Annotated in this window: 1 protein-coding gene; it reads left to right on the top strand. The window is 48.5% G+C overall.

Going from position 1 to position 231, the window contains the following annotated elements:
* Positions 1 to 44: 44 nt before the first annotated feature.
* Positions 45 to 231: hypothetical protein (locus AAEY78_RS15195; protein WP_352340365.1), on the top strand; the 187-nt coding region annotated here is incomplete at its 3' end.

The raw sequence follows: 231 nt of genomic DNA, 5'->3' as shown, positions 1-231 counted from the left end.
AACTGGTGGTGATCGTAGGAAGTGCCTTAGGGTTAGCTAACTTAATGGTCACAACCGGCCTAGCAGACATCATGGCGCAAGCGTTGTTAAGTGTGTTTAATGGTTATGGTGTGTTTGCCGCCTTTGTTGGGATTTATCTGATTACCTTAATTGTTACCGAGTTAATTACCAACAACGCCGCCGCCGCACTTGCATTTCCGGTAGCTTACGCGGTTGCCACCAGCTTTGGCG

Source organism: Psychrobacter sp. 16-MNA-CIBAN-0192, assembly GCF_040309565.1.
Taxonomy (GTDB): Bacteria; Pseudomonadota; Gammaproteobacteria; order Pseudomonadales; family Moraxellaceae; genus Psychrobacter.
The sequence above is the reverse complement of the archived record's forward strand: the minus strand, read 5'-3'. Positions and strand labels throughout refer to the sequence as shown.